Annotated in this window: 18 protein-coding genes; 1 reads left to right on the top strand and 17 read right to left on the bottom strand. The window is 66.1% G+C overall.

The annotated features are described in order from the left end of the window. Nucleotides 1–37: 37 nt before the first annotated feature. From HUS23_00835 to HUS23_00880, 10 genes are all read right to left on the bottom strand, one after another. A complete protein-coding gene (locus tag HUS23_00835; GenBank protein ID QKT02477.1) occupies nt 38–1,390 on the bottom strand; it encodes an ABC transporter ATP-binding protein in 1,353 nt (450 codons plus the stop codon). Nucleotides 1,391–2,149: 759 nt separating this feature from the next. Then, on the bottom strand, nt 2,150–2,992 hold the full coding sequence (locus tag HUS23_00840) for an ABC transporter permease (protein QKT02478.1): 843 nt from the start codon (nt 2,990–2,992) through the stop codon (nt 2,150–2,152). Nucleotides 2,993–3,044: 52 nt separating this feature from the next. Next, a complete protein-coding gene (locus HUS23_00845; protein QKT04917.1) occupies nt 3,045–4,367 on the bottom strand; it encodes an NAD(P)-dependent oxidoreductase in 1,323 nt (440 codons plus the stop codon). Nucleotides 4,368–4,474: 107 nt separating this feature from the next. Then, a complete protein-coding gene (gene rfbC / locus HUS23_00850; protein ID QKT02479.1) occupies nt 4,475–5,029 on the bottom strand; it encodes a dTDP-4-dehydrorhamnose 3,5-epimerase in 555 nt (184 codons plus the stop codon). 71 nt (nt 5,030–5,100) lie between these two features. Beyond that, entirely contained in the window at nt 5,101–5,874 is a 774-nt protein-coding gene (gene rfbF / locus HUS23_00855) for a glucose-1-phosphate cytidylyltransferase (GenBank protein ID QKT02480.1), read from the bottom strand. A 212-nt stretch (nt 5,875–6,086) separates the two neighbouring features. After that, nucleotides 6,087–6,944, bottom strand: coding sequence for an AAA family ATPase (locus HUS23_00860; protein ID QKT02481.1), 858 nt, complete (start codon nt 6,942–6,944; stop codon nt 6,087–6,089). Between the two features lie 22 nt (nt 6,945–6,966). Then, a complete protein-coding gene (locus HUS23_00865; GenBank protein ID QKT02482.1) occupies nt 6,967–7,758 on the bottom strand; it encodes a CpsD/CapB family tyrosine-protein kinase in 792 nt (263 codons plus the stop codon). A 15-nt stretch (nt 7,759–7,773) separates the two neighbouring features. Then, nucleotides 7,774–9,483, bottom strand: coding sequence for a lipopolysaccharide biosynthesis protein (locus tag HUS23_00870; GenBank protein ID QKT02483.1), 1,710 nt, complete (start codon nt 9,481–9,483; stop codon nt 7,774–7,776). 51 nt (nt 9,484–9,534) lie between these two features. Next, a complete protein-coding gene (locus tag HUS23_00875; protein ID QKT02484.1) occupies nt 9,535–10,785 on the bottom strand; it encodes an outer membrane beta-barrel protein in 1,251 nt (416 codons plus the stop codon). A 35-nt stretch (nt 10,786–10,820) separates the two neighbouring features. Next, nucleotides 10,821–11,450 (bottom strand): polysaccharide biosynthesis/export family protein, encoded by a 630-nt coding sequence (locus HUS23_00880; GenBank protein ID QKT02485.1) that lies wholly within the window; start codon nt 11,448–11,450, stop codon nt 10,821–10,823. A gap of 387 nt (nt 11,451–11,837) precedes the next feature. Here HUS23_00880 and HUS23_00885 point away from each other — a divergent pair, with 387 nt between their 5' ends. Beyond that, entirely contained in the window at nt 11,838–13,226 is a 1,389-nt protein-coding gene (locus HUS23_00885) for an undecaprenyl-phosphate glucose phosphotransferase (GenBank protein QKT04918.1), read from the top strand. Between the two features lie 70 nt (nt 13,227–13,296). Here HUS23_00885 and HUS23_00890 read toward each other — a convergent pair whose 3' ends face one another. From HUS23_00890 to HUS23_00920, 7 genes are all read right to left on the bottom strand, one after another. Beyond that, nucleotides 13,297–13,668, bottom strand: a complete 372-nt coding sequence (locus HUS23_00890) for a PilZ domain-containing protein (GenBank protein QKT02486.1) — start codon at nt 13,666–13,668, stop codon at nt 13,297–13,299. A gap of 295 nt (nt 13,669–13,963) precedes the next feature. Then, nucleotides 13,964–14,332, bottom strand: a complete 369-nt coding sequence (locus HUS23_00895) for a PilZ domain-containing protein (protein QKT02487.1) — start codon at nt 14,330–14,332, stop codon at nt 13,964–13,966. Between the two features lie 578 nt (nt 14,333–14,910). Then, nucleotides 14,911–16,407 (bottom strand): thioredoxin family protein, encoded by a 1,497-nt coding sequence (locus HUS23_00900; GenBank protein ID QKT02488.1) that lies wholly within the window; start codon nt 16,405–16,407, stop codon nt 14,911–14,913. Between the two features lie 95 nt (nt 16,408–16,502). Further along, nucleotides 16,503–16,934 (bottom strand): host attachment protein, encoded by a 432-nt coding sequence (locus tag HUS23_00905; GenBank protein QKT02489.1) that lies wholly within the window; start codon nt 16,932–16,934, stop codon nt 16,503–16,505. A gap of 170 nt (nt 16,935–17,104) precedes the next feature. Then, complete coding sequence (locus HUS23_00910) at nt 17,105–17,371, bottom strand: hypothetical protein (GenBank protein ID QKT02490.1); 267 nt, start codon at nt 17,369–17,371, stop codon at nt 17,105–17,107. Then, nucleotides 17,368–18,081 carry a tRNA (adenosine(37)-N6)-threonylcarbamoyltransferase complex dimerization subunit type 1 TsaB gene (gene tsaB / locus HUS23_00915; protein ID QKT02491.1) on the bottom strand — a complete coding sequence of 238 codons (714 nt, stop codon included), beginning with the start codon at nt 18,079–18,081 and terminating at the stop codon, nt 17,368–17,370. Before tsaB ends, HUS23_00910 begins: the two co-directional genes overlap by 4 nt. Next, entirely contained in the window at nt 18,078–20,021 is a 1,944-nt protein-coding gene (locus HUS23_00920) for an ATP-dependent DNA helicase (GenBank protein ID QKT02492.1), read from the bottom strand. The genes tsaB and HUS23_00920 overlap by 4 nt, the downstream gene beginning before the upstream one ends. Between the last annotated feature and the right edge of the window lie 34 nt (nt 20,022–20,055).

Raw genomic sequence — 20,055 nt, forward strand, 5'->3', positions numbered from 1 at the left:
TTCTCGAATAGGCGTCTTCTTATCGGCGCCGCGCGACTCAGTCCTCGCTGCCCGCCACCCGCCGCAGCGGCAGCTCCTCGCTCGGCGTGTAGCGCGTTGTCCACTTCAGCATGGGTCGCATGACACCCTTCATGTCGCCGGTCCACTCCCCACGAGCCGAATCGCCATCAATGCTGTCAATCACCTGGAAGGCGGTGACTTCCCGCTCATGGAACACCTTCACCACGGGGTCCAAAGTCACCACCGCGACGTTGATGAACACGGTCCCCTCGGCCAGGAGGTTGCCGGGAATGAGTGCGGAGCTGACGTAACGCCCCGCGGGACGCGGACGGCCCCGCCAGGCGGGATCGACGTCATGGGCAGAGAAGAGCTGAATGCCGTCGGCATTGAAGAAGTGAAAGTTCGGCAGTACGTGATGCCCCGACTCGTGCAGCTCGTACTCCATCTCCACCGTGATCGGACGCCGGATATCCACGCTCCCCGCGATCTGACCGCTCTCGTCGCGGATACGCACCGCGCGAAGATGACCGAGGTCGCTGCCTGGCGCCTCGTTCTCGGCCCACTCACGCACCGCCATCGTGCCCATACCGGCGTTCACGTAGCGGCTGATGACCTCACCGGTCGGCCCGTCGTGCAGCAGGCGCCCCTGATCGAGCATGATCACGCGGCTGCACAGGCGGCTGACGGCGGGCACGTTGTGAGACACGAACAGGACGGTGCGCCCCTCCTGCCCCACCTCCTGCATCTTGTTCAGGCATTTGCGTTGGAACGCGGCGTCGCCCACGGCGAGCACCTCGTCGATAATCAGGATTTCGGGCTCGAGATGAGCAGCGACCGCGAAGGCCAGGCGCACCTTCATACCCGAGGAGTAGCGCTTGACCGGCGTATCGAGGAAGCGGTCGATGGCAGCGAAGGCGGCAATCTCGTCGAACTTCCGGTCCACCTCGCGCTTGGTCATGCCCAGAATGGTGCCGTTGAGATAGACGTTCTCGCGGCCGGTCAGCTCGGGATGGAACCCGGTGCCGACCTCGAGCAGACTAGAGATGCGTCCGCGGATCTCCAACTCACCGAGTGTCGGCGGCGTGATGCGCGACAGGATCTTTAGCAGCGTTGACTTGCCGGCGCCGTTGCGCCCGATGATACCCACCACCTCGCCTTGATCCACGTCAAAGGACACGTCTCGTAGCGACCACAGGATGTCGTTCCGCCCACCCTCGTCCGCCGCCATATCCACGTCATCGAAGCGATAGAGCGAACGATACTTCCGGTAGTTCTTCAGCGGGCTGCGCAAGAAGTCGATGGCCGCCGCCCCCAGGCTCTCGTTCATTTGGTCCCGAGTGCCGATGCGGTACAGCTTGCTGACCCCCCTAACTTGTATAGCTCGTTGCATAGCGTCCATGCGTGCTTTTTCTCTTGCTCTGGTTTGGTTTGGCGCGATATCTTCAGTTCGTGCTACATGTCACGGTAACCTTAGGCCGCGCGTGCCCACCCTGCCAGCCGATATCCTCAAATTCCGCCGATTCCGCTCGCTTGGCGAGGCCGGTTTGCACCGGGCGCCCCTCCGACGGCAACGCGCAGTGCCTGAGTGAGCGTACGCCCCCCTCAGTGCCCAGCTAACCAGCTCGGTGAACCGCCCCTGCGAGACCGACAGCGCGCCGGCCCGCGTACACGAGCGGCGGCGCATCCCGTATGGACCCGGCACCCCAACCTCGCTGGAGCGAGCCCGCGCCAGCCGGGCCTCTCATGAGTTGCAGGGATTCTGCCATCGCGCCGCCACCCCGCATCCTCCCTCATCTCATCATCGGCGAGGCGCGGGGTGGCGGCGTTGCGGCAAGGGATGATGATGGGGATATGCAGGGCGGCGGCGTGCAAAGGCACACACCTGCGGCGAGTCTGGATACACGAGGCCCCGCGGGCGAGCTGCGCGTCGTTCCTGCGCGTCTAGCGCCAAGGCGTCCTCCGACCACGTGCATCCCTCCAAGACCCGTGCAATTGGAAGGAGACCGATGGCCCGAGACCGCCGCGGGGACCCCGTTTGGCCTTCACGGTTTATGCCCCGTCCCTCCGACGCCTGATGAAGGAGCGCCGGCCGTCCCGGCCGAATCAGGCTGGACCCCGCGGGTCGGGCACCTCTAAGTCAAGCCGGCGTCTAGATCACGTCGACGAACACGCGCTCCATGCGTTTGAAGTACAGCACGCCGCTCAGGAAGATGATCGTCGCGGTCACCAGACCCGGCAGGATGTACTCCCACGGAATGGCCGTGCCGAGCAACGCGGCGCGGAAGCCCTCGATCACGCCGACCAGCGGATTCAGCGAGTAGAAGAAACGTGCGGTGTCGCTGAGGGCGGCGGCCGAATACACGATCGGGGCGCTGTACATCAGCATGCGGATGCCGAACTGCATCGCGAACTTCACGTCACGGAAGCGAATTGCCAAGGCCGACAGCCACATGCCCACGCCGGCCGGGACCATGATCATCATCAGAATGAACAGCGGCAGCCAAAGCAGGTTGGTGGTGAGCGGCACCTGGTAGTACAGCATGACCGCGCCCAGCACCAGCAAGGAAATGGCGAAATCGACCAGCTTCGACAGCAGCGGCGTAATCGGGAAGATCACGCGCGGGAAATAGACCTTGCCCAGGATGTTCTTCTCCGTCACCAGGCTCTGGCTGGACGCGGTCATGGCATTTGACATGTACGTCCACGGGATAATCGCCACCGTGGCAAACAGGAAGTACGGAATGCCCTCCGAGGGCACCTTCGCGACATTGCCGAACACCACGGTAAATATCACGATCTGGATCAGCGGTTGAAGAATCGCCCAGGAGAAGCCGAGCACGGTCTGGGCGTACAGCACCTTGATGTCGCGCCAAACCAGGAAATAGAACAGATCCCGGTACTCGCGCAGTTCCTTGAAGTCGATAAGCTGCCATCCGGCTGGTGGCTTAATTACCGTAACCGGCGCTTCTGCAGGCGTCGTTTGATTGCTCATTGTCGTCCCTGATCAATGTGTAGGAGTGGGTGACCGGACAATCCCGACCCGGTCATCCGGCGATGGCGGCGAGCGGCGCCCCGGGTTGGAAACGCGCGTCCTGCTCGGCGCGCAGCCGGTCGCACAGCCGGTCGGCCGGCAACTCGATATCGGCGTACGTCAGCACGTCATCGCGGCCGATATCGCGCCGCAGCCGACATCCCTCGGCAAGCCCGATCGGCAACAGGTTCTCGCGCTGCGCCACCTCGGCGTTCTCGCACTGCCCGTACACCGTATACTGCCCGATACCGTCTAGCGTCTCGCCCGCGCGCAGGTCACGTTTGGCGGTCGCCACCACGTCTACCATCGGCGCCCCGAGAGGAGCGATGGTCGCGTCGTTGAACAGTACAGCGCGCGCCAGCGTGTTCGGCACTTCGAAGTGGCACAAGTGGTAAGGTCGATAGAACAGGTACAGCGGGCCCTCGCCCAGCTTGTACAGGTTCAGGTAGTGGCGCTGCTGCGGGTGGGCATGCGTTCCCAGCACGAACACGCCCGGACCGGGTTCCGCGCCGACCACGTAATCGACGATGCCCGGCCCCTCGAGCAGGCCGTCCAGCGGATAACGGTCCACCACCTCCTTGAGCGGCGTGCCCGGCTCCACCGTCGGGCCGAGCATGCCGCGGCGCGCCACGCGCATGCCGGTCGCATTGGCGACGAGGGCCTGCTCGAACGAGATCTTGGTGCCGTCGGCGAACGAGGTCACCATCTTCGCGTTCTGGCCCCAACGGCGCGCGAACTCCTGCTGCGTGGTCGGGGTCCGATAGGGATCCTGCAAGCCCTTGATATTGCCGCAAAGCACGGGCTTGACGCCGATGCCCTTCACGAAACGGTACAGGTTCATCTCCACGCCGGGCTGGTCGCCGTCCACGTTGGTGATGGTCACCCCCGCGCGGTCCGCGTAGTACTTGAGGATCGGCCCCAGCGTGCCGTCCAGCTCGGCGTTCATCAGCGCCACGTGCTTGCCGTGTTCCAGGGCGGTGAGCACCACGCGCGCGGCATACTCGACGGTGCCGGTCACCTCCAGCAGGACGTCCACGCCCTCCGCCTGCGCGAGCAGCAGCGGGTCTACGGTAACGGCCGGGTGACCCCGCCGGATCGCGTCCTCCAGGGCACTCAGATTGTCCACCACCCGGGGGGCATCGACGCCCGCCTCGCGGTAGGCGCGCGTCGCGCCGTCCAAATGCCGGTTCGCGACCGCCACCAGTTTCATGCCCGGCACCACGCCGAGCAACTGCAGAGCGACGCCCCGTGCCATAAAGCCGGCACCCACCATCGCGACCCGGATCGGGCGTCCCTGCGCCTCGCGCTCCTGCAACGCCTTGTCGACGATAATCATTCTCAAGTCCCCCCTTCCTAATAGAAGCTCCCTCGTCCCCAACCAAGCGTAGACGAGGCGCTCCCCCCCGCAAGCGCGTCCCTGCGCGCTGCGGGGCCTGTCCCGAGCTAACCGCCGGCGGCCGAGCGATTGGCGAGCGTGTAGGGCACCCAACCGGCATCCTTTTCGGAGATGACGCTGACCTCCAGCGGCCACTCAACGGCGAACGCCGGATCCTGATAGTGGATACCCCGCTCCGAGTTGGGCGTAAAGAACTCGGAAACCTGGTAGGCCACCTCGGTGTCGTCCTGCAGAGTCTGATAGCCGTGGGCAAAGCCCTCGGGCACGTACAGCATGTGGCTGTTCTCGGCCGTCAGATCCACGCCGAACCACTGCCGGAAAGTGGGCGAATCCTCACGCAAATCGATGATGACGTCATAGATCGCGCCGCGCGTGCAGCGGACCAGCTTGGTCTCCTCGTAAGGTGCTATCTGGTAGTGCATGCCGCGCAGAGTGCCGCGCGTGGCGTTGTACGAAATGTTCGCCTGCACCAGGCGCGCCACCAGCCCCTTCTCCTCCATCTCGCGCTGACACCAGGTACGGGCGAAAAAGCCTCGTTTATCGCTGAGCTTCTCGGGCTTGATCAGCCAAGCATCTTTGAGCGTGGTCGGTTCGAAGATCATGCCGTCCTCAGAACAAGTTGATCCGCGCAGGCCCCGATCACGGGGCGCTCATGAAGGAGCATGGGCGCGCCTCACCAGACCTTCCAGGGCGCCTGCCCACTACGCCACAACTCCTCCAGCACGTGCTTGTCGCGCAGGGTGTCCATGGGCTGCCAGAAGCCTTCGTGCCGATAGGCGCTCAGGCCGCCCTCCTCGGCTAGCCGCTCCAACGGCTCGCGCTCCCAGACCGTTTGATCGCCCTCGATGTAGTCGAGCACCTTCGGCTCCACCACGAAGAAGCCGCCGTTGACCCAAGCCCCGTCGCCCTGCGGCTTCTCCTTGAAGGAGGCGATGCGATCCTCACCCTTGCCGATACTGAAGGCGCCGAATCGGCCGGGCGGCTGTACCGCGGTGAGTGTGGCCGTGGCGCCGTTACGGCGGTGATGATCCACCAGGCGACCGATGTCGACGTTGCTGACCCCGTCGCCGTAGGTGAGGCAGAAGGTCTCCCCTTCTAGATAGTGGCGTACCCGCTTGAGGCGGCCGGCCGTCATGGTGCCTTCGCCGGTATCGACGATGGTCACCCGCCACGGCTCCGCCCCGTTCTGCAGCACGTCCATTCGGTTCTTCTTGATGTCGAAGGTGACATCCGACACATGCAGAAAATAGTTGGCGAAGTACTCCTTGATCGCGTACGCCTTGTAGCCGGCGCAGATCAGGAAGTCGTTGATTCCGTGGGCGCTGTAAATCTTCATGATGTGCCACAGGATCGGACGGCCGCCGATCTCGACCATCGGCTTCGGCCGGATCGTGCTTTCTTCGCTAATGCGCGTCCCGTAGCCGCCTGCCAGAATGACAGCTTGCATACTCCCTCCCCTCCTTGGATTACAGCGTTCCCTGGGCACCGCCATGGACAACGCGCGCGTAGCGCGCGGACCACGTCACCCTCGGCACCTATTGTGCTTCTACCTTAGTTCACGGCCCGCTCCCGCGCGCGCCGCGCCAGCCGCCCGGGGGAAGCCTTGAGCCGGCGGCGGATGCTCTGAAGCTTTCGAAGCTCTCTGCAGGAATTGCTTCCTCAATTGAGCGGCGCCGGCGCGGCGGGCGGGCTCGCCCCCGGGCGGCCGAAGATCCCGCCGGTCGAACGATCCCGCACCACGCGGCAAACCAGTTCCGCATCAATGCGCTCGCGCTCCTCGGCATAGCCGAACACCAGCGCTGCGTCGCACAGCACATTGACCAGACGGGGCACGCCGCGGGCATAGTAGTGCACCGCCGCGCAGGCGCGCGTGTCGAACAGGTCCGGCGAGCCGCCGGCAATGGATACGCGGTGCTGGATGTAGCCCCATGTCTCTTCGACGTCCATGGCGCCCAGGTAGTAGTCCACCGCCACCCGCTGCGCGAATTGCTGCAGCTGCGGGAGCCCAAGGGTGTCCTTAAGCCCCGGCTGACCGATCAGAATCAGCTGCAGCAGCTGATCCTTGTCGGCGTTGATGTTGGACAGCATGCGCAACTCCTCGAGCGCCTCGGGGCTCAGGTTCTGCGCTTCGTCGATGATCAGCACCGTGCGCCGGTTCTGCGTGTACTCCTCGATCATGAACTCCGCAAAGGCATGGAATAGCTCCACCTTGTCCTTGCCGCGGTAATCCAGATTGAATGCCAGCAGGATCCACTGCATGACCTCGCTGAACGGCCCGTGCGTGTTCGATACCAGGCCGATGGTCACGTCCTGATCGACGTCCTTGAGCAGTTGGCGCACCAGAGTCGTCTTACCCGCCCCGATCTCGCCCACCACCACGGTGAAGCCGGCTTGATTGATCAGGCCGTACTGCAGCATGGTGAGCGCCATCCGATGCTTCTTCGTCAGGTACAGAAACCCAGGGTCGGGAAGCAGCGAAAAGGGCTTTTCTTCAAAGTTGTAGAACTCCTCGTACATCGTTGTGCGCCCCCGCGCCGGCTCAGTAGTACCCGTAGCCGGTATCTTCATCCACCGACTTGTTCAAGACCGTGCCGATCAACTCCACGCCCTGGAGCAGGGTCTGGATCTGTTCCAGATCCTTGAGCGGCGTGCTCCCTTCCTCGACCACCAACAGCATCGCATCGATATAGGGTGCAAACGCCACCACGTCGTCGCCCGCCAGGATGGGCGGCAGATCGAACAGAACCAGACGGTTCGGGTAGCGCGAGCGCAGCTCGTCCACCAACTGCAGCATCCGCGGCGAGGCTAGCAGCTCCGACGAACTGTGCTGTGGCGCACTGCCCGGCATCAACACCAGCCGGGAGATGCCCGGATGCACCAGGGTGTCCTCGACGGGCGTCCCGTGCATCAAGTGATCGGCCAGCCCCTTATCGCGCGGCAGCCGGAAGCGTGCGTGCAGCGCCGGGCGGCGCAGGTCCGCATCCACCAGCAGCACCGTCTGCTGCTGCTCCATCGCAAGGCTGATCGCCAGATTGATCGCGGTCAGGGTCTTACCCTCGTGCGGACGGGCACTGGTAATACCCAGCGTCTTCCAGCCGTTCTGGCGCATACGCTGCGAGATGCGCGTGCGCAGCACCTTGTATGGCTGCAGCGCCTCGGAGCTGTTGCCGCAGAGGATGCGGTTGGCCTCGAGCACCTCGCGCGGGACCCGCACCACGCGCGTATGGGTGTACTCGATGGGCGTCGTCGTGAGTGCACGCCGCCGCGCCTCACCGCTGCTCTGCTGGCGCTGCGCGCGGGCGCGCTCGACCGCTTGTACCAGATTCTCCATCCGTAGCTCTCCTTGCTATCCCTGTGCTTCGCCCGACTGCGTCCACACCGGCTCGAGCACACCCATCCCGTGCAGTAGCATTAAGATCACCACCGCCAGGAGTACGCCACCGGCCACCATCATCAGGCGCCGGCGGCGGCTGCGCTGACGATCCGCCACCGTCGGAATGTACGGAATGGCCGCCAGTGGAGGCGCGCCGAATATCCCGATCACGCTGCGCGCACCGCGCACCACCCGGTTGAAGTACTCGGCCGCGCTGGCCCAGCCTAGGCCACCGGCAAACGACAAGGCGGTGCCGAGGAAAAGGATACCGAGGCGATTCGGCCGCTCTGGGGTCCCCGGCACGCGAGGCTCCTCGATCAACACGAACCGCTCCGCCCGTGATTCGCGCTCCAGTTGACCGGCGACCTCCGCCTGCGCCTGCTTCTGGCGAATCTCGCGATACTTGGCCGTGGCGTTCTCGTAGTCGCGCTTGAGCTGCTGCCCCTCCTGCTCGATGCGCGGCATGGAGGCCACCCGCGTCTCATACTGCTCCAGACGTTCCTCGAGTTGAGCACGCTGCTGCTCGGCCGCCCGCAGGTTCAGATTGACAGACTCAAGCTCGTTATTGACGTTGATGTACGCCGGGTTGTTCGGCGGTGGTGTCCGGCGGCCCTGCTGCGGCTCCGCCGCGGCCCGCTCCTCAAGACTCGCGATCTCGCGCCGCAGGCGCGCCACGTCCGGATGCTCGTCCGAGTAGCGGTTGCGCAGCTCCTGCAATTGAGCCTGCGCCTGCATGATCCGCTGCTGCGCCGCCAGGCCTTCGTCGATGCTGCCGACCTCCTTCTGCAGCACGTCGATTTCGCGCTTCATGCGCGCCATGTCGGGGTGGTCCTGCCCATAGACCGCCGAGTAGGTCAGGTACTGACTCTGCAGGGCATACAGACGCGCCTGCGGCGTGTCCTGCGAATGCGGGTTTAGAGTACCGAGCTGCGACTCGAGGTACATCTTGCGCTCGGTCAGGGTCAGGATACGCTGGTCGAGGTTCTGAATGTCCCGCTCGACACGCTCCAGCATCCCCACGTTCACGTTCATGAGCTCCGGCAGCAGCCCCCGATTCTCTTCCTTGTAAGCGGTGAGCTTCTCCTCCAGCTCGGCGATCTCCTCGCGGAGGCGCGTGGCCTCGGCGGCCAGGAAGTTGGCCGTCTCATCGGCTTTCTGGGTGCGCAGACGCGTGTTCTCGCTGAGAAACAGCTGGGCGAGGTCGTTGGCCACCAGCTGCGCCTTCACCGGATCGCGTGCATCGAAGTGGACGTTGAACGCGATGGTGGCGCGCACCTGCCGCCCGCTGCGCGGGTCCACCACATCGAACGCCACCGGCTCCACGAGCATGCTCTGGCGCATACGTTGCACCACGTCGTCGACGCGCCCCGCCGCGCGCTCCTCGGGGAACAGGTCATGGCGCTCGACGATGTCCATCAGCACCTCGCGCGTCATTACCCGGTGGCGAATGCTCTCGATGCGCTCGGCCGCGTAGCTGGTGACCGTGGAGCGCACCAGGTCCTGCGGAATGTCCTGCTGCTCGACCAGAATGGTGGCGGAAGAGCGATACATTGCCGGCAGCCCGTAGGCTACGGTCGCGACCACCAGCATGATGATCACCAGCGGGACGATGATGTGCCACTTACGGCGCTTGAAGAAAGCCGCGTAGTCCCTCAGCTCCAATGTGTTGGTCCGTTCTTCCATTTGCGTCCCTTCCTCAAAATCCCTTGTCCCTCGTCCTAAAGACGGGCCTCGCTACCTGAGGGTGATCACCCGGGGCTCATACGTCACGCCCAGAAACAGCGCCCGGCTCTCAGCCGCCTCGCCATTCTCCGGTTTGTTCCTCCGGTAACGTACCGAACTGGCCAGCGACCACTCCTCGGTCATACTCCAGCGCAACTGCGGCTCCACTTCGTAGTAGTTGCGCGCCGGCTGCGTGCCGTCCACCGACAGCGCCTCCGCGCGCAGCACATGCGCGCCGAGCACCATCTCCAGCTTGCTGGTCAAGTCCCGGCTCACGCGCACCTCGGCCCGATCGGTCTCCAGGGCGCGGCCATCGAAGCTCTGCTGTACCGTGCGCCGCAGGAAGCCCCGTATGCGCATGAGGTCCGTGCGATAAGCCAGGCCGCTGTCCATCACCCAGCCGGTGGAGGTGCCCTCGTCCCCCTCCGGCACGTCGAACTCGGTGCGGCGCACCCCCGCCTCCAGTGAGGCTTCAAGCGTCTCCCGCAGGTCATGGCGAAACCCCGCGCGCAGTTCGTAGTTGTCCGTCTGCGCGTCCAGATCGTCCACCCGCAGCCGTTCGACCATCAGGGTGCCGGTCAGGCGCGTGCGCTCGGTGAGGGCATAGGCCATGCCCGTGTGCAGGCGGTGGCGCTCCGAGTCACGCAAAGCGCCCTCATCCAACGCCTCATGATCGCCATAGCTCAAGCTCTGAAAGCGGTAGCCCGCATTGACGGACGTGCGGGGATCCAACGCGTACTCCCAGCGAGGCGAGAGGTCCAATCGGGAGCGCCGGACGCGTACGTTGAACACACCGAGATCCGGATCATCCAGCGCGGGATCGTCGGCGATGGGCTCATCCAGCCCAGGCTCGTCGGCCGAGATGTCGTCAAAAGCGGCCCGCAGCGTCGTATCCTGGCGGTAAAGGGCATTAATTCCCCAAGTACTGCGTTCCCCGCGCCGCCGTGCCCGCACGTCGAACCGACCTTCGTCGCGGTCGGCCAAGTCCTGCCCCGGGTAACGCGCCAAGCGCAGCGCGATGCGCCCATCCAGGCGTGTGATCTCGGTGTTGCGGCGCAACAGCAACTCGGGCGCAACGACGACCCCGGACGCGCTGGTCTGGTCCGTCGCGTTCAAGGTCACGTTGTCGTCGTACGTCCCACTCACACTCACGCGAGGCCCCAATACCCACTCACTGGCCGTCGCCGCTGCCGGCGCCAGCAGGGCCAGCACCAGCGGGGCGACAGCGGGCCATGCCCCTCGGTCCGGCCACCGGTAGCTCACATCCCCCCCTTTGTGATGTCGCGTCCTGCGGTTAGTTAGGGTACGACTACCACGTCGCCGCTACGCAGGATGATGTTCTGTTCGAGCGCCTGCCCGTCACGGACCCGACCGTACTGGAACGGTAGCACCCGATTCTCGGCGCCCTCGCGCCGCAGGATCTTGATACGGTTCTCGGCCGCGAACGGCGTCAGACCACCCGCCAGGCTCAGGGCCTGCATAACGTCCACATAGCGACCGACGACGTACTGCCCGGGCTCATTGACCTTTCCGATCACGAAGATCTTGTTACTGGCCACTTCCTGAACGGTGACCGTGACCACCGGCTCAGGGATGTACCGGCGCAGGCGCTGAGTGATCTCCTCCTCCAACTCACTGGCCGTCTTGCCCTGTGCCTGGAGGTTTCCGGCCAGCGGAAACGTGATCCAACCGTCCGGTTTGACCAACACGACGCGCTGCAGCCCCTCCTCGCGCCAGACCGAGATCTCCAGCTTGTCCTCCGGGCCGATTTGGTAGCGCCCGTGAGGCACGCCGGCCTCGGACTCGATCGCCGCGGTGGTGATGTTTTCGTCCCCGCCGGCATTGTTCCCGTCGGGCTGGCCGACGTGCGCGCAGCCGACAGCCGCAAAAGACAACAGGGGAATACTCCAACGGAGAAGCGATTTCATTGCGCCCATATCCTTATCGTGTGAGAAGAAATGCGGTCCGTGTCGTGGGGCTTATGTTTTTGGTCAGAGTGAAGCAGCGCCCCCCACCCCTGTCAAGGCGGCCACCACGCGCCTTAGCCGAGCCCGGGAAAGCCCTAATCGCTTGCTAGAACAACCGACCCAGCTCTCTCTTCACGTCCCCCGCACACGCTGGCAGGGCTGGGTGCGGCGACTATACTCACCGCCAGGAAGAAGAAAGGCGGCCGCGCGATGCGGTTGCCACGGCCGGGGAGACGCACACGGTGCGGCCGTAATACATAAAGCACGTCCGCCGCTCTCTTCATATCTTCATCCCACACGGACGCGAGTGGAGATATGCCAATAAAGAGTAGAACCATCCAGCGCTTGATGCGCCCGTATCACTCCAAGTTCGTCGGCTTGTCGCAGGCGGCGGACGCGCTTTGCATCGGGCTCACCTTATGGGTTATCACGAGCTTTTATGGCTTGCCATGGCTGGACCTGTACACCCTGGCGGTCGCCAGTGGAATAGGATTGTTCATCTTCTTCGCCCCCTTCCACGACCTTTACCGCTCGTGGCGCGCGGCTGGGGCCCGGCACGACTTCAGCGCCGTCTGGCTCACCTGGCTGAGCGTGGTTATGGCGCTGCTGTTCCTAGCCTACGCAACCCAAACGTCGGAGGAATTCTCTCGGCGCGCCGCACTGACTTGGTTCCTGGTGACCCCGATGGTGCTGCTGTTGTGGCGCAGCGGCGGACGCATGGTGCTCGGGCACCTGCGTCAGCGGGGATTCAATTCGCGGCGCGTCGCGGTGGTCGGCGCGCGCGAGGTCGGCGCCGCGCTGGTGCGCAACATGCTGGATGCGCCGTGGAGCGGCCTGCGTCCGGTCGGCTTCTACGACGACCGCAAGCCGGCCGGCCTGCGCCCGTTGGTCACCGAGCCATTGAAGGTGGTCGGCGATCTGGACCGGCTGGTCAAGCACGCGCAGGAGGGCCGCGTCGACATCATCTACATCGCCCTGCCGATGCGCGCGGAGAAGCGCATACAGCGCCTGCTCGCCCAGCTCTCCGACACCACCGCCTCGGTGTACGTCGTGCCCGACTTTTTCATGTTCAACCTGCTGAACTCCACCTGGACGCAGGTGGGTGACCTGCCGGTGGTGAGCATCTTCGAGACTCCTTTTTATGGAGTCGACGGCTGGATCAAACGACTAGAGGACATCGTGCTCTCCAGCGTGATCCTGCTCATCATCGCTATCCCCATGCTGCTGATCGCGCTGGGCATCAAGCTCAGCTCGCCGGGACCGGTACTGTTCAAGCAGGACCGCTACGGGCTGCGCGGCAACCGCATCGAGGTGTGGAAGTTCCGCACCATGCACGTCTGCGAGAACGGCGCCGAGGTGCGCTCTGCCACGCGCGACGACCCGCGCGTGACGCGCTTCGGGGCCTTCCTGCGCCAGACGTCGTTGGACGAGCTACCTCAGTTCATCAACGTGCTGCAAGGGCGAATGTCCATCGTCGGCCCGCGCCCCCACGCGGTGGTGCACAATGAACAGTACCGTAAGCTCATCAACGGCTATATGCTGCGCCACAAGGTCAAGCCCGGCATTACCGGCCTTGCGCAGATCAACGGCTGGCGCGGCGAGGTCAACACCCTCGACAAGATGCAGAAGCGCGTCGAGTACGATCTCGCCTACATCCACAACTGGTCGTTGTTCGCCGACATCAAGATCATCTTCATGACGGTATTCAAGGGCTTCGTGGGAAAGAACGCCTACTGACGCGGCCGTCGAGCGCCAACGAAAAAGGCCGCATCGCTGCGGCCTTTTTTCGTACGCCGATATTGGTCAGCTACGCACGACCACGCGGCGGCTGATCGCCCCACGACAGCACCTCCAGCAACGCCTGGAAGGTGCGTGTGTCAAAGTGGTCGAACACCAAGCCCAGCCCCTCCTCCGAGCGGCGCACCACGCGCGCGCCCAGCCGATACAGGCGGATCACGCTGCCGGCTCGCAGCAGGAACACGAGCTCGACCGGCGTCTTGCAGGGCAAGGGGCATCGCTCCACGCCGATAAACGCCCCGCCCAGACCGAGATCGCGGGTGCGGCACCACCGCCCCACGGCACCGCGATGGTTGCGGTACTGCAGGTTGACGTTCAACTCGACGTCCCTGCGCAACCGCCCACGTCGTTCTTTGACACTTTCCGCGTCCAAGCGCTGCATTGCGTCTCTCCATGACTTGCGCGCCACGCATCCCGCGCGCCGCTACTCGAATTCTGGTTTCGATAATGCTTGTCGGTCGTCCCTGCTGCGACCGGAACCACTCGAAGTATAGTCCGTTGATGTAACGGCGCAGGGGATAAAAACTCGCGCTTTTCAGCGGCTCGGCAGCCCGAGCCACGCGGACGATGCAGTTCTCAAGTGCGGGACGACCAAAGGAAGAAGGGGAGCAGGACAGAGGAGCTTGCAGTAGAAAGGGAGCGGCACCGCGGGGCCCTGCGATACCGCTCCCAAGGGGCTATCCGGTTACGCGCTCACCGACGGGTTCATGACGCCACGGCGTCGGCCGGGCGCGGCCCGCATGCTCGGCCTGACGCAAGGCATCCCCCAGCGACGTGTCGTAGTCGCGGAACATGATGCCGATGCCGCCCGCCTCGCCGTGCACGACGACCGCGCGCATATGATAGTGGCGCATGTTGCCGTCGGCATCGGGCAGGCTGAAGGCCACTTCCACGGGAACGTTCTTGGCAAAGAACGCAGGGCCGGTGTTGAGAAACATGCCTTGCAGGCTGATGTCCTTCGCCGCGCATTGCAGCAGCCGGGTGCCGCGGTAGTAAAGTACGACGTCCAGCCGCATGGGCTTGCGCATATGCCATCGATATTCCATATCGTTCTCCTTGGTGGCGGGTGGGTGCCCATCCTTATTCACCGGCCGCATTGGCGGCACCGCTGGCGACGTGTCGAAACAGGCTGTCCGACAACCTGCTGCGGGAACGTGAGACGATCCTTGTCACCAGACCTCCCTGGATGCGCCCCTACGCCTATTGCTTTCGCGCCCGGCCGCTACGTCCCGGCGGCCTAGGCTGCATGCGAGCCGCGCAATATGCTCGCCACGCTGATGCGGACCTCGGACACCCGCGGCTGGCGCCTCCCTGCACCGCCACGGCTGCCCTCGAGACGAACCTTCGTGGTTCGCGGGGGCCGGCGCGCGGCGAACCCCAGTTCGCATCATCTCGGCGCATCCTGCGCCCACAGCATCCCTGCGTCGAAAGCTCCCCGAACGCACCTCCTATGCGTCCGGAGCCAACTCGACCGTGCTCTGGCCGGTGCCCCGTCAAGGGGAACTCAACCATAATCCGCGGCGACTCGCCCGCTAATCGGATCGATTCCTGAGCCGCTTAAGGGATAACCCGCATCAGCGACGACGGACCCCGTTGCGTGAGTCACTTGCGCCAGTCCCTTCGCTCACCAGCAAAGGCCTCTGCCGGCGCCGTCGACCGCCCGCTCCAAAGCGGCGATGCCGGCCACCACCTCGTCGGGCTCGGACTCGACCTCGATGCGCACCTGGCGCAGCGCCCATTCCTGATCGGCGCCGTCCAGCACGGGATACACCTCGTGCAGCCCCGCCCCCCAGGCGACGATCGCGGCCACTTCCGGCGCCAGCGGCTCATCGGCCTGGGCGCGCGCGCCCAGCCAAGCTGCGGCGCGCTCGGCAACCGGCGCCAGGCGTGCCTGACGCGCTTCGTTCGGCGCGACCGCCTCCAACGCGGCACCCGCCGCCAGCAGCCAGAATTTGGCCTCCGGCAGCTCGGGCGTGACCCGCTCGCCGTCGCGCCAGTAGTGATACACGCGCCCCTCGTCGTCCACCATCTCGGACAGCAGGAACTCGAGCGTCTGTTCCGCCATCTCCAGCAACTGCGCACCGGCGGCGGGACCGCTCTGCCACGGCACGACTTGCGCAGCACAAGCCAGCGCGTAGGCCGCCTGCGCGTTGGCATCGGTGCGTTTGGCCCGTTCCACCGGCGGCGGGTCTGCCCGCAGGCGCTCGGCGGGCGACAGGGCGTAGTATTCGTGGTCGGCTGTCTGCGCCTGCCAGAACCCGCCCGCGTCCTCGTCCCAGAGCCGGGCGCGCAGGAACAGGTAACCGGCGCGCGCGGCGTCGGCCACCGCCTCGCTCTCCCTTGCGTGCAGCGTGAGCCACAGGCTGATCCAGGCGTTGGCCTCGAGCAGCTTGGAGGTCTCGCGGTAGGCGCCTTCGGCGCGATGGGGATCGAAGTAGTTGAAAAAACCGCCGTCGACCGGATCGAGCAGGCGCTCGGCCTCGGTATGCGCCGCCTCGCGCTCGCGTTCGTCCCATCCCTCCACGTCCCGCAGCCAGATCCAAGCGCGCGGGGAGGGTCGTTTGAGCGTCACGCCCGTTTCGAACCGGCCGGCCAGTGTCTGCAGGAAGGGGTCGTACAGGCTTTCCAGATGATCCAGCCACGCCTCGCGCACCGCCTCCAGCCCCTCGGCGTCGACGCGTTCGACCCGCGCCAGCGGCGGCTGCGCCTCCCCCGGTCGCGGCAGGCGCTGCAGCACCTCGACCAGATCCTCCGGCTGTAGCACGCCCACGAAGCGGGTCAACAACTCGCCCTGGGGACTGAGCACCACAGTGAAGGGCAGCCCCCGGCCACCGAATCGCTGCACCAGATCCGGTCGGCTGTCGTAATCGACCTTAACGGGCACGAACTCGCGGTCGAGGAAGCGCTGCACCTCGGGGCGGCTCAGCGTCTCGCGCTCGTACTGGTGGCACCAGCTGCACCAGTAGGCATCGAAATAGACGAAGGCCGGCACGCCGCGTTCGCGCGCGACCTCCATGCCCGGCTCGAAGCCGTCCACCCACTGAAAGGCGTGCGCAGTGGGCGTCGTGCCCGCCAACAACCAGACCAAGAGCACAAACCCGCTCAGCACTGATCGACGCATAGCCAACTCCTTGTCCTGCGACGCGGGCGCCGCCGCGGCGAAGACGCCCTCGGGCAGATCAGCTTACCATCGCTCCGTCCGGCGCGGCGGACGGCTCAGTGGCGCAATTGGCGCAGGATGTCCTCGCGCCCCATGTGCACCACGTTCTTGGCCGCCTCGTGTGCCACGCGTTTGCGCACCTCGCCGCTCAGGGTATCGCGCAAGATGCCCAGGAAGGCCGGTGCGGCGACCACCATCAGGCTGTCGTACTCATTGCGTGCCCGTGCCAGATCGAGCTTGCCCGCGATCTCACGCGCGAAGCGCAGGGCTTCCTGCTCGTGCGGATCGGTAGGCTGCCCCATGGAGTGACGTCCGTCCCCCGCGCTGTCGAATACCCGGCCGGGCTTGTCCTCGATCAGCTCACTCGTCTGCAGACGCCGCTGCGGATGCGCGAGGGTCTCGAACTCGTCCAGGATCTCCTTGCGCGGCTGATAGCGGAAAAACCGTGCCTTGGCCTCGTCGGCCACCAACACCCAGGTGTCGCCCATCGATGCACCTCCTTGTCAGCTTGACCTAGAGTATGGCAAACATGTAGCCACGACCGGCACCGCGCCGAACCGACCGACCATCACCCTGCCCGATCGCCAGCCCGTTTCTGCTAGCAGCACAGCTTCACCCCCTACTGATTCGCTGTCGCACGCTTCCGCCAGGGCGCGGCTCAGCCCCGCATCGCGGTGTCCATACGCGCCACCGCCGCGCCCCACTCCGGCTCCTGGCTCGCGCCGCTGGCCATCAGCTCCATCAGCCCGTAAGCCAGTTGGCGCTCCTCGGGCGTGAACTCGCGCAGCTTGACCAGCAGATACGCCGCGCCCCCCTTCTCGGTCGAGAGCGTCTTCACCAAGGCATAGAACATCAGCCCCGCGCCCCCGTGGGGGGCCTCTTCGATCAGACGCGTCACCTTCTCCAGGGCGGAAAAATCCGTCATGACGGCTCCTTGTTTGGTTGACTCTGCGGCGGCACCTTGGGGCGTGCCACCTCGTCGCGCAGGTATACCGGCTGCACGGCGTCGGCCGCCACAGCCTCGCCGGCGTGCAGGCCCTCCCGACCGAGGACGGCCACGTCACGCGCCCGCGGCAGCGCCGGATGCGCCGCGGCCAATGCCGCGCCATAGCGTGCGGCCAGCACCTCGGCGTCGGCGACAAAGCCCGTGCCCACCCCGAGCCAGCGCGCCTCCTCGAGCGGCAGGGGCGCCGCGGCGGCCGCACACACACACTCCGCCACCACGGGGCGCATGATCTCGTCGGCGTCCAGTGCGTACAGCCCCACGTAGACTTCCTGCATGCGCGCATCGATGGCGGCGATCACGCGCCGCGCCTGATGCTCGCGCCACGCGCCCTGAGCGAGCGCCGCCAGGGTGGACACCGTTACGACGGGCAAATCCGCCGCGAATGCGATGCCCTGCGCCACGCCGATGCCGATGCGCAGCCCCGTAAAGCCGCCGGGGCCGCGCGTCACGGCCAACGCATCGAGTTCGGCGGGCCGGACGCCTGCCTCGGCCAGCAGCTCCTCCGCCATGCTCAGGATGAGCTGCCCATGCTCGCGCGGCGCGACGCGGTAGCGCTCGGTGAGCGTGTCGTCGATCAGCAGCGCCGCGCTGCACGCCTCGGTGCTGGTATCGAGCGCCAGCAGTTTCACGCCTCCGCCTCCTTATCCTTCTGCGCCGACATGAAACGCACCACCGACGCCAAGCGCCGGGTGCGCATCATGGGCGGCAGGCTTTCCAGAAACACGCGCCCGTAGGGGCGCGAGAGCAGGCGCGGGTCGCACACCATGAGCACGCCCCGGTCCTGCGGATCGCGAATCAGCCGCCCCGCGCCCTGTTTCAGCAGGATCACCGCGTGCGGCAGCTGCACGTCCATGAACGGGTTGCCGCCGCGCGCGCGCTCCGCCTCGATGCGCGCCTGCCACAACGGGTCGCCCGGCGAGGCGAACGGCAGCTTGTCGATCACCACGCAGGACAGCGCCTCGCCGCGCACGTCCACGCCCTCCCAGAAGCTGCCTGTGCCGAGCAGCACCGCGTTGCCCAGGCGTCGGAAGCGCGCCAGCATCTCTCCGCGCGGGCTCTCGCCCTGCACCAGCAGCGGGTAATCGAGCCGCCCCTCCAGCAGGCGCGCGGCCTCCTGCAGCGCGCGGTGGCTGGTGAACAGCAGAAACGCGCGCCCCTGCGTGGCCTCCAGCACCGGCAGCGCGGCCTCCACCACGGCGCGCGTGTAGTTGGGCGCGGCCGGGTCGGGCATATCCTCGGGCACGTAGAACACGGCTTGGTGGGCATAGTCGAAGGGGCTGGCCCACAGGCCCGTCTCCGGATCCGCGATGCCCAGGCGCGAGCAGAAGTGCTCGAAATTCTCGCCCACCGCCAGGGTGGCGGAGGTGAACACCCAACTCGCGCCCCAGCGCGCCATGCGCTCGGCGAAGGCTTCTCCGACATCGAGCGGCGTCGCGTTCAGACTGAAGCCGCGCTTGTGGGTCTCGAACCACTGCACGAACTCGCTGTGCCCAGCGGTCACCGTGCGCAGGCGCTCCAGCAGCGCGCGCGCGCGGCGCGCGCAATGATCCAGGCCCTTGCTGCGCGCGGCGATCGCGTCCAGCGAAGTGCTGAGCGTGGCGAGCGCGGCCTCCAGCCCCGTCACCGCCTCGGCCAGCGCCGCCTCGCGATCCGGTCCGTCCCCCGCCTCGCGCCAGGCCGCGCGCCGCGCCTCGCGCCCCAACGCCAGGCGCAGCTTGGGGACCGCGTCCTCCAGCGCCTGCGTCTGCACGCGCAGCTCGGCGGCCTCGGCCGCGCCCGCCGCCTGCTCCACCAACGCGTCGCGCGCCAGATCCAGGCACTGGCGGCTGCTCAGATTCACGCCGAAGAAGCTCGCCGCCACCTCGTGCAGCTGGTGCGCCTCGTCCACGATGTAGGCGTCCGCCGCGGGCAGTACCTCACCGAAGCCCTCTTCGCGCAGCGCCATGTCGGCCAGCAGCAGGTGGTGGTTGACCACCACCAGGTCGGCCTCCTGCGCCGCGCGGCGCGCCTTCACCAGGTGGCAGTCGTTGAACACCGGGCATTCGTGCCCCAGGCAGTTGTCGGTGGTGGAGGTCACCAGCGGCCACACGGGCGAATCCTCGCTCACCTCGGCGAGCTCGCTCACGTCGCCCGAGCGCGTGCGCCCGGCCCACTGCTCCACCGTGCGCAGGGTCTGCGCGAGCTCGATGGAGCGCACGCCGCCGTCGGCCGCCTGCTGCAGGCGGTGCAGACACAGGTAATTGGCGCGCCCCTTGAGCAGCGCCACCTGCCCCCCGGCGGCCAGCGCCTCGCGCACCAACGGCAGGTCGCGGTGAAAGAGCTGGTCCTGCAGGTTCTTGGTGCCGGTGGAGACGATCACCTTGCGCCCCGAGAGCAGCGCGGGCACGAGGTAGGCGAAGGTTTTGCCGGTGCCGGTGCCCGCCTCGGCCACGAGCACGCCGCCGTCGGCCAGCGTGCGCGCCACGGCCTCGGCCAAGCCTTGCTGCTGTGGGCGCGGAGCGAAGCCCGGCAGACGCGCGGCAAGCGGACCGTCGTCGGCGAAGATGTCGTGAATGTCAGCGGCGTTCATGGAGGTACGCGGGGCGGCCGAAGCGGGCATGGTA

This window comes from Ectothiorhodospiraceae bacterium 2226 (genome assembly GCA_013348725.1).
Lineage (GTDB): Bacteria > Pseudomonadota > Gammaproteobacteria.

Excerpts from the sequence above, each read along its gene's own strand:
- HUS23_00835 (QKT02477.1), bottom strand. The coding sequence starts at position 1,390 with ATGCAACGAGCTATACAAGTTAGGGGGGTCAGCAAGCTGTACCGCATC.
- HUS23_00840 (QKT02478.1), bottom strand. The coding sequence starts at position 2,992 with ATGAGCAATCAAACGACGCCTGCAGAAGCGCCGGTTACGGTAATTAAG.
- HUS23_00845 (QKT04917.1), bottom strand. The coding sequence starts at position 4,367 with ATGATTATCGTCGACAAGGCGTTGCAGGAGCGCGAGGCGCAGGGACGC.
- rfbC (QKT02479.1), bottom strand. The coding sequence starts at position 5,029 with ATGATCTTCGAACCGACCACGCTCAAAGATGCTTGGCTGATCAAGCCC.
- rfbF (QKT02480.1), bottom strand. The coding sequence starts at position 5,874 with ATGCAAGCTGTCATTCTGGCAGGCGGCTACGGGACGCGCATTAGCGAA.
- HUS23_00860 (QKT02481.1), bottom strand. The coding sequence starts at position 6,944 with ATGTACGAGGAGTTCTACAACTTTGAAGAAAAGCCCTTTTCGCTGCTT.
- HUS23_00865 (QKT02482.1), bottom strand. The coding sequence starts at position 7,758 with ATGGAGAATCTGGTACAAGCGGTCGAGCGCGCCCGCGCGCAGCGCCAG.
- HUS23_00870 (QKT02483.1), bottom strand. The coding sequence starts at position 9,483 with ATGGAAGAACGGACCAACACATTGGAGCTGAGGGACTACGCGGCTTTC.
- HUS23_00880 (QKT02485.1), bottom strand. The coding sequence starts at position 11,450 with ATGAAATCGCTTCTCCGTTGGAGTATTCCCCTGTTGTCTTTTGCGGCT.
- HUS23_00885 (QKT04918.1), top strand. The coding sequence starts at position 11,838 with ATGCGCCCGTATCACTCCAAGTTCGTCGGCTTGTCGCAGGCGGCGGAC.
- HUS23_00890 (QKT02486.1), bottom strand. The coding sequence starts at position 13,668 with ATGCAGCGCTTGGACGCGGAAAGTGTCAAAGAACGACGTGGGCGGTTG.
- HUS23_00895 (QKT02487.1), bottom strand. The coding sequence starts at position 14,332 with ATGGAATATCGATGGCATATGCGCAAGCCCATGCGGCTGGACGTCGTA.
- HUS23_00900 (QKT02488.1), bottom strand. The coding sequence starts at position 16,407 with ATGCGTCGATCAGTGCTGAGCGGGTTTGTGCTCTTGGTCTGGTTGTTG.
- HUS23_00905 (QKT02489.1), bottom strand. The coding sequence starts at position 16,934 with ATGGGCGACACCTGGGTGTTGGTGGCCGACGAGGCCAAGGCACGGTTT.
- HUS23_00910 (QKT02490.1), bottom strand. The coding sequence starts at position 17,371 with ATGACGGATTTTTCCGCCCTGGAGAAGGTGACGCGTCTGATCGAAGAG.
- HUS23_00920 (QKT02492.1), bottom strand. The coding sequence starts at position 20,021 with ATGAACGCCGCTGACATTCACGACATCTTCGCCGACGACGGTCCGCTT.